The sequence below is a fragment of the Marinobacter vinifirmus genome, assembly GCF_002258215.1.
Lineage (GTDB): Bacteria > Pseudomonadota > Gammaproteobacteria > Pseudomonadales > Oleiphilaceae > Marinobacter > Marinobacter vinifirmus.
This window is the reverse complement of the sequence record NZ_NEFY01000039.1, coordinates 1-8149: the sequence shown is the minus strand read 5'-3', so window position 1 is coordinate 8149 and position 8149 is coordinate 1. Positions and strand designations below refer to the sequence as shown.

General features: G+C 47.2%; 13 protein-coding genes. All 13 read right to left on the bottom strand.

What is annotated here, in order from left to right:
- Positions 1 to 120: 120 nt before the first annotated feature.
- Positions 121 to 423, bottom strand: a complete 303-nt coding sequence (locus B9Q17_RS17610; protein ID WP_094626167.1) for a type II toxin-antitoxin system RelE/ParE family toxin — start codon at positions 421 to 423, stop codon at positions 121 to 123.
- Positions 411 to 668, bottom strand: a complete 258-nt coding sequence (locus B9Q17_RS17605; protein ID WP_022990189.1) for a type II toxin-antitoxin system Phd/YefM family antitoxin — start codon at positions 666 to 668, stop codon at positions 411 to 413. The genes B9Q17_RS17610 and B9Q17_RS17605 overlap by 13 nt, the downstream gene beginning before the upstream one ends.
- A 129-nt stretch (positions 669 to 797) precedes the next feature.
- On the bottom strand, positions 798 to 1370 hold the full coding sequence (locus B9Q17_RS17600) for a hypothetical protein (RefSeq protein ID WP_094626166.1): 573 nt from the start codon (positions 1368 to 1370) through the stop codon (positions 798 to 800).
- 10 nt (positions 1371 to 1380) lie between these two features.
- The gene (locus tag B9Q17_RS17595) at positions 1381 to 2088 is read right to left on the bottom strand and encodes a hypothetical protein (RefSeq protein ID WP_094626165.1); all 708 of its coding nucleotides are present in this window, start codon (positions 2086 to 2088) and stop codon (positions 1381 to 1383) included.
- A 106-nt stretch (positions 2089 to 2194) separates the two neighbouring features.
- Complete coding sequence (locus B9Q17_RS17590) at positions 2195 to 2740, bottom strand: DUF6624 domain-containing protein (protein WP_094626164.1); 546 nt, start codon at positions 2738 to 2740, stop codon at positions 2195 to 2197.
- 90 nt (positions 2741 to 2830) lie between these two features.
- Complete coding sequence (locus B9Q17_RS17585) at positions 2831 to 3151, bottom strand: hypothetical protein (protein ID WP_154707673.1); 321 nt, start codon at positions 3149 to 3151, stop codon at positions 2831 to 2833.
- 4 nt (positions 3152 to 3155) lie between these two features.
- Positions 3156 to 3368 (bottom strand): hypothetical protein, encoded by a 213-nt coding sequence (locus tag B9Q17_RS18140; protein WP_154707672.1) that lies wholly within the window; start codon positions 3366 to 3368, stop codon positions 3156 to 3158.
- Positions 3369 to 3881: 513 nt separating this feature from the next.
- Complete coding sequence (locus tag B9Q17_RS17580; protein WP_094626162.1) at positions 3882 to 4478, bottom strand: PIN domain-containing protein; 597 nt, start codon at positions 4476 to 4478, stop codon at positions 3882 to 3884.
- Positions 4479 to 4565: 87 nt separating this feature from the next.
- Positions 4566 to 4985 (bottom strand): GFA family protein, encoded by a 420-nt coding sequence (locus B9Q17_RS18630; protein ID WP_094626161.1) that lies wholly within the window; start codon positions 4983 to 4985, stop codon positions 4566 to 4568.
- 620 nt (positions 4986 to 5605) lie between these two features.
- Positions 5606 to 5938, bottom strand: coding sequence for a hypothetical protein (locus B9Q17_RS17565; RefSeq protein ID WP_014420884.1), 333 nt, complete (start codon positions 5936 to 5938; stop codon positions 5606 to 5608).
- Positions 5939 to 6015: 77 nt separating this feature from the next.
- Positions 6016 to 6957, bottom strand: a complete 942-nt coding sequence (locus B9Q17_RS17560; RefSeq protein WP_094626159.1) for a protein kinase domain-containing protein — start codon at positions 6955 to 6957, stop codon at positions 6016 to 6018.
- Positions 6958 to 7059: 102 nt separating this feature from the next.
- Entirely contained in the window at positions 7060 to 7629 is a 570-nt protein-coding gene (locus B9Q17_RS18290; protein ID WP_094626158.1) for a hypothetical protein, read from the bottom strand.
- Positions 7630 to 7708: 79 nt separating this feature from the next.
- On the bottom strand, positions 7709 to 8149 hold a 441-nt coding region (locus B9Q17_RS17550; protein ID WP_208618806.1), incomplete at its 5' end, for a hypothetical protein.

The following is an 8149-nucleotide window of genomic DNA, read 5'->3' as shown; positions in this document are numbered from 1 at the left end:
GGCTTGGCTTGCGGACGACGTGAACGACAGCCGTCGGACATGAGGTGCTAACGCCCAAGCGCACCAGTGACTTTGACGTAGCAAAGCGGAGACAAAGGCATCCGAGTGAGACGCGCCTGGTTAGCTGTTCCCAAGCATGTACGCCCGAAGCTGCCGCTCCTCTCGCATAACATAGAGGACGAGAACCCGCTTCTTATCCTCACGATAAAAAATGCGACACGGTGGAACCACTACCTCCCTGTATACCGAATTAGGGAGCTCTGGAGGAATCCGTTCGGATTGGGGAAAATCTGCCAAGCGCTCGGTCTTATCGAAAACTTCTTTAACCAGATGACTTGCGGCAGCAGGATTATCCAGAGCAATGTACTCAGCGATGGCATCCAGTTCTTGAAGGGCAGGCTCCGTCCAGATTACTTCAGCCATTTACTCATTTTCTCCCTAGCCTCACTTTGGCTGTACGTTCTTCCCTCAAGTACAGCACGCTCTCCCCGTGAGAGCCCCTCAAGCAGCTCAAGCCGGCGCTGCATAAACTCGTAATCCTGCACATCGACAAGGTATGCGGATGGCTGGCCATGCTCCGTGATCAGTACCGGTTCTTTAGACAGGTGCAGATCGGCCAGAATTTTTGTGGCTTGGCGCTTGAGGTTCGTAACAAGCTCGACTTTCATGGGCTCACCCTGAATCAGACTGTTAGTGGCACTATAGTATCACTTTTCGCATGAGGCAATCGCAGCTAACGCCAGTGGTAATGGGCGACAACGGAGCGCAGCGTAGTTGGCGTCCCGTTGACCACATTGTTAGCCTTTTTGGATTTTGTGTATTCTGCCGCCCATCTGCAAAGTCAATTGGAACGGCGCGAAAATGAGGGAGTAACCAATGAAGCCGGAAAGACTGAGCCCCTCAAAAATGTTCATTCCCAATAAAATCCCGGAACCAATAAGAGCCCCTACGAGTGGCAAACTATAGACCAACCCTGTCGCGATAACAGAGGGAAAGCGGGCAAGTACCATAGCAACGTTGTCGTCTGGAATCGACCGGAGTACATCAAGAGCTCGATGGGCAGAAAAACATGCAACCAACCCAGCTCCGACGTAGAGCACCATCAATGCAATTTGCAGTGAGTCAACTGTTGTGAATGAGACACCAATGAAAGGGAGGGTTGGCAATTCCTCCACGTCTCGGTTCATTGATACGTACTGCACCAACGCCGATACCGTCAAACCCAAGAAAACCGCTCTCTGGGCAAGTTTCATGGATTCTCTAAAATTGAATGCTTGGATCTCAAAAATATCGGCCAAAATATCTTTCCTGCGAAGAGAGGCTAACGCAAGCAGCAGGGGCGCGACGAAAGGAGCGTCCCTTGCCTGCATTTGTTAAAGGTTACCTGACCAGTTTGACGTAGAAACGGCCATGTTGATCCATTGTATGCTGTATTCTTCCATCAAAACTCGGCCCAATATCTGGCGTATACCCTTCCTCACCATCAAAATAGGAGTAAAGCTTCTCTAGATCCTGCTTCTTGATTTCTTCCATAACTTTATTCATGCACTGATTTTGCTTCTGCTTTACCAGTGTGAGCAGGTCGCTAATGATAGCCCGTAATCCTTCTCTAGTTGCTTCATTCAACCCTGTGAGCCGAACAGGAAGTGGCGGGGCGACCGCAACTACCCTTTTTCTATCATGATTGGGATACAAGGCTAAAAAGTTGACGCTGCCTTCGCCTCCACCTCCGGCATGTGCTACATACTGATGCCTCAACTGCATGATCTTTTGATGATGATCTCGGTGAGCTTTCGGCACGACGCTACCTTCTAGCTTTGCTCTAAATCCTTTGGAGGCAGTAAAGCACCTAGCGTAGGTCACAATTAAGGAAAGGGTCGATGCCCAAGTGACTGCGCTGAAATTATCGTTCTGATTTTCTTTTAAAAAATCGATCAGCTGCACGCAGAACTCTAAATCCATTTGAATCGATTTATAGCCCCTAAAACCTTGAGCATATTTAGAGTCGTAGATAAGCGTAAAACAATTATGACCATCTACAGAAAACGCATCGGGGTAATCCTGAAAATCTATTTTTTTGAACTTCATTGGCAACTTTCCACGCTCTCGATTCCGTGGTGACCTTTAACGCAGAGCGCACCGGCGACCTTGACGTAGCGAAGCGGAGACAAGGGCGTCCGAGTGCCGCGTTTTGTTAACTGGTTTGTTCGATGTTGGCACGACGCTTCCGCTCCTGCTCAGTCATTTGATCCTGGCGCTCCTCGATCGAGTTCAGCCCAAGACGCGCACGGCGTTCATTAACCGTAGCAGAATCCTCAATAGGAAACGGTGTTGGCCAACCGTTTTCATCAACATCAAACTGGGTGCCGTAGTATTGGGACTTGCCAGATAGCGTACGCACCCGATCCTGGAGGAATGCCAACTGCCAGCCCGCTACATCCTCTTTCGCAACGGCATCCTCTAATAGGCGGATACACTCCCCCATGAACTCTGGATCTGAAACAGAATGCTGAACGACCAGCCATGCAGCTTTGGCAGCCTCTTCTCCAACTAACGAAACGCCGGGCCAGCCGTGAGCACCAATAATCTCTTTCAGGCGAGAAGCATTCTGCTCATGCAGGGCTTTCATCCGGGGATGATAAGACTCGGATGGCAGTTCTCCTGAATCGAAGAGTTGCTGCAACAACCGCTGGTCTTCTGTCATCATCGTGACCAGCTCATCCGCAAGGTTCTGATTCATGGACTCCTTCCCAGTTAACGCTTGCAACATGCGCGCCCATGGAATGGAGCCGAAGGCGCAATGTAATGGGCGTCGCCGTGCCTGCATTGGTTATGTGGTGTGCTTAAATCGATACCGACCGAGCCAAGCGAAAGCGATACCCACTACAAAAATAAACGCGCCAGGGCTCAAATTTATCAAGCTCATCGTCCAGCCAGTGTGTTCCACTGTTAACGAAATTTCGCCAGTCATCCCTAAGGCGAGCAAAGCAACACCGCTCAAAATACAAATCCCGGAAAGGCAATAACAGGCCAGAGCCTGAATAAGCTCAAACTTGGCCAGCTTCAACTGAGCACGAGTTTTAGTATCTGATTTAATTTCTGTTTGCTCAGCCCTGATCGGGTACCTAAGTCTATTCAGCATAAATTTCACGAACTCATCTTGTAATAAAGCGAAGTCCAAAAAACGTTACGGCGCTGACAACCAATGTCCATAAAATTGTCAAATTAAATCTATCTTGATGAAACTCTGCTGGTGATGCCGCATTAAAATCCACGTAACTGTCATAGAAAAAATAGCCGAAGATTGACCCTACAATGATTGCAACAATCAGTGAAAAAGCGAACTTTTGAAATTTCAGATTATCCATAGCAGCTCCTTGCCACATAACGCAGAAATAAGCGGCGGCCCGACAGGGCCGTCCGGTGGAGGCCGAAGGCCGGAACGTACTTAATTGACTTGTTAAAAGGCACTATCTCCAGACCTGCCACCACCTTTTTGCCCGCCCTAGATTTAACTCTTTGGCGCGATCGTAGCAGGCGCCACAAAGCAGCTTTACGCCCGCAAACTCTTCAGACTCATCGTTCCACTCACCACCAGTCTTGTTTACCATTTCCTCACACGCCGAGCACCAGGAATCTGGACGCTTATCACCCGGGGCAGCCTCCGCTGACCAAAACCCCCTCGGCACTCCATCCCGCAGGCTTTGAACAACATGCTGACAAACGTAAGTGGCTTGCTGCTGTCCATGCTCGCAGCACTCAACATACTGCCCGGCTTCACTCATACTTCTTTGACCTTTTAACGCCCGCAGCATACGCGGCTTTGGAATGAAGGCGAAGCCGCAATGGAAAAGACGTCGCCGTGCCTGCGATTGTTAGGGCTAGTGCGGCAATTGGTACGAAACATTGCCGTTATTCACCTTTATGTATTTACGCCGCTCAAGGTCCTTCACAATTGAGCTTAGCTGCTGTTCCGACAGCTTCTCTGTGAATAGCGAATTGATGGTGTTAGAGAGCGTCTTCACCTTGCGAGGGCGAGACTGCCCCCGGCCTGCCAGGTTTTTCACGATTGCGGACACCATATCGTCGGTAGAGGTAGCTGTGGACATTCTTACTACAGGAATTTCTGCCAAGTCTCGCTCACGCTGGATTTTGATGCCACGCGATTTGAGATGCTTGATTAGCGTGTCAAAACCGGTGTCTCGGGAAATGATGTGGAAGTGCGCACCTGAGTCCTTGGCCGCCAGCTCACCAATGTAATAGGCAATGTGAAAATCGAGAGCGTTTTTGCCGGTGCCCGTAATTTTTATATATTGCGCAGCATCCCCAAGGCCCTGCATCGCTGCAGCCAGATCAAACGGTATCTTTATCTGGTTGGCACCAACGAAAACCAACACTTTGAAAGGGTGCTGCTTGAGAACCTCCAGATTACTCGGCTGCACATTTTCAAAATCTATCAGAACATAGTTTGTTGCCAAGCAGACTCTCCTTGTTTTTGGCCCTAACGCTTTTGTTTAGCGGCGCCCCGACAGGGGCGTCCGGTGGAGGCCGCAGGCCGGAACGAACTACAACAACTTGTTAAGTGATTCCAGGCTCTCAGGCCCACCGTCCAGTCGAACACATTCGGCAGACTCTTGCTCCCAAGGGGCCGCGGACTTTGTATGGAGATGAACAGATATCCTCGAAGCGACTTGTTCATCAAGCAAGCCGGCAGGAATCCAAACCATTCCACTGTCTCTCAGGCTATTGGGAACCGGACTCCCACACACTGAACAAAAATCGCTTCGGAAACCGCTGGGCTTGTTGTAGGACCTAATATCACTTTCACCTGACACCCAGCGAAAAGCAGCGGCCTGCACAAAGGTAGCAGTATTAGCTGCCGCTCCAGTGGCTTTGCGGCACAACGAACAGTGACATTGATAGAGGTTTCGAATTTCCCCTTCAATTTCGAACTTCACGTTTCCGCAGAGACATTCACCGTTCATCGATCAATCCTTTGACACTTAACGCCTTGGGTAAGCCGCCGGGACGGAGCGCAGCGGAGTACCGGTCGGCTTGACCCACTGGTTAAGCATTCCGAGCCTCGACGACCCTCACATTTGGATTTTCCTGCGAGAGGACATGGAGGAGGTCATTCATAGACACGAATGCATAATGAGCAACTTTATGGCTTTTGTACTCTTCTGCCGTGTGAGTTCGGGCAGCATACAAATCTGCCCACTTTGAGTCAGGAACAATCAAAGTTGGGTATGTGTATGACTTGAATTCGGTAGCTGCGCACGCCGGCAACTCCGGAAGATCTATCAAACCGAATGTTTCATCTTCCCACTGGACTGCCATAGGAGAAGTAAACGTCAGCTCAATGTCCTTATCAAAGCCACCAATGACCCTTGAGAAGTGCATCGTGATGACAAGCCTTGGGTTGCGCTCGGAGAACCAACTGTAGGATATATCTGCGCACGGCACATCGAGCGATTCAAGAATTTCCCACTTAATGACGTTCTCCTTTTGTGCTTAACGCCAGCCAGCATGCGCGGCCACGAAATGGAGGCGAAGCCGCAATGTAGTAGGCGTCGCCGTGCCTGGCCTTGTTATAAGCTCTATGCTACTGAATTGAATCAATGATTTTATTTCTTACAAGCTCAACTGAATCCCTGTTGTAGCCAGCAACCGCAACCATGAGCTTGCTTTGATTGGGTGATATTTCTATACATTTAACCACAACACGATTTGACTTTACGTTCCCGTATATTCCGTACTCATTTTCAACCTGATTCTCTAGCCCTAGTACTTGCAGAGCATAAGAGCTTTGTATCTCGCAAGCCTCTTTGGATTTGTTCAGATCTTTAAACCATGACCAAAGCTCAGGCGGTTTTTCCTCAGCGATAGCGGATCCTGATAATAAGAACAAAAATACTAAAACTGCCTTGTTGAGCATGCTGACTTCCCTAGTGCTTATAACGCCCGCATCACGCGACGCCGAAGGCGGTCGCTGTGGATGCGCTTGTTATGTTTCTAATGAAGGTCATAATCTCTCTCTCCAGTGTAATCGTAATAATATTGGACCGTTTGGAGCATCACATGACCATCAACTACTTGGCGCATAAAGTTCCGTACATCTTCTAGTTCAGATGTTGTAATCAAGTCAACACTGTTATCTGGAAAATATTGTTGCTGGATTTGAATGCTTAAAATTTCAGAACCCATTATTCTCCTAAGTTCATTCACATCATGCGCACACTCTGACCTAAATTTATAGTGTTTAGCATTTACTCCATTCACCTTGAATAAGTCAATCATGTATTCCAAGTTCAAACGAACCAGCGTAAATACATTCTCAAAACTTTGAGTTATATCTTCAAGGTCGGATTTATCTGAGATTCCAGAGTTAAACTCTATTTTTGCGTCATTTCCGAAAGGAGACTTGGAACATATTTGGCTTAGCAGATCAATAAGCTGCTTTTTATCATGATTGAATCGCGTTTCCTGTGTCATTTCAGGCACATCTTTCAATGAACTTAAGTACATGATATCAATTAGCTTTATGTTTCCATCAGCCTCAACTAGCACGTTCTCAGCGTGTAAGTCCATATGTACTAGCCCTTGAGCATGGATATGCTTAACACCTTCCGATATTTCATGCCCAATTCTATAGGCTTCTTGATTCGTTAGATTGTCTTTCAACCTTTTTTCCAGCGTAACACCATCAATATGCTCCATGACAATACACTTTTCATCACCCAAATTAGGGATACATACGCTTTCGATAGAATAGACATCGACCACATTTTTATGTTTAGACCTAACCAAAGCTCTAGCATGGTCCAGAATGGTCGAAACGCCCTTACCTTCTTCTCTTAGCACCTTCACTGCGACTCTTCTGCCAATTTCATCGGTGCCAAGCCATACATCTGCAAACCTACCGTCACCAATAGGATTTAATAAATCAATATTCAAAGTCTTTCCCTTTACTCGAAAACATAACGCCAGCCATAAGCGGCGCCCTGACAAGGGCGTCCGGTGGAGGGCCATCGGCCCGGAACAACCTTAATGGCCTTGTTATATAGTCTTGGCAATTCTCGATACCTCACGCTCAAATGAGCCGGCCTCTTCCGCCAACAACTCAAGGGCCTCTTGAAAGTGAGGCAACCATTTCTCGCCCGAAATATCACCGGATTTATACTGCTGTTTATAGCCATGCAGGACATCTTGAATATGATCGAGCTTTTCTTTAACGGCCGAAAACGATGGTTGAAGCTCTGGGAAGTACATGTCAATAATCAGATTCAACCGATCCGGGTTGTGTGCATAGTTCCGGTTTGTAGTGATGTCTAGGGCATCATTAAAGGTCAGCTCTCCTGCCATTACTTGCCTGTATGGCAGGAAATGCGATACCGCTATATTCGTGTATCGCTTTGACTCTACGTACAATTCCTCAAGCCTTTCCCGAATTATGTCATTTCTTCGCGTTTCAGTTTCATGATCAAGTTGAATTCGCAATCGGTCGTTGCTGGCTCGATTCGTGAGGTTTACACCGATCAACGTCAATGCAGAAGTAAGTATCGCTGTGGATAGGGCCACCCAGGCTGAGGAAGGAATTTTTGACACAAACTCAAATAGTGTCTCCATGTTCTGCTACCTCCCTATATAACGCCGCGCTCTGGGGCAAACCGAAGCGCAGCGTAGGTTTGTCCCTTGCAGCGCTTTGTTAAATGTTTTTTAAAATAACCTTTTTATGACTATCATCGTAAACTAATGAAAATGGTAAATTTTCTAAAAATTGATACATACTGATTGCGATATGATCGAAGTCTGAGTCTTTGTCATTAGAAAATGTAGTACGAAATTCGCACAGCAACTCTTTTTGAGACTCTATATTTTCACCTGTGATCTCTTTTATATGGCTAATACTTTCATTGATGGTTTTGTCCTCTATAACACTTACTTTGAAAAAGTAATCTCCGAAACCTACCCTAAGTTTTGGTGGTATGTTTCCAAATGGAACTTCCTCTTCCGAGAATTCAACGTCTGCATCTTTAGAAAAATAGTCTCTAACCAAGTCAAAGACCTTTTCTCTGCTCCAATCTTCCGGATCACCAAATAAAAAGGTATTTAAAGTATGCATGGTTCCTCTCGAGACATTTAACGC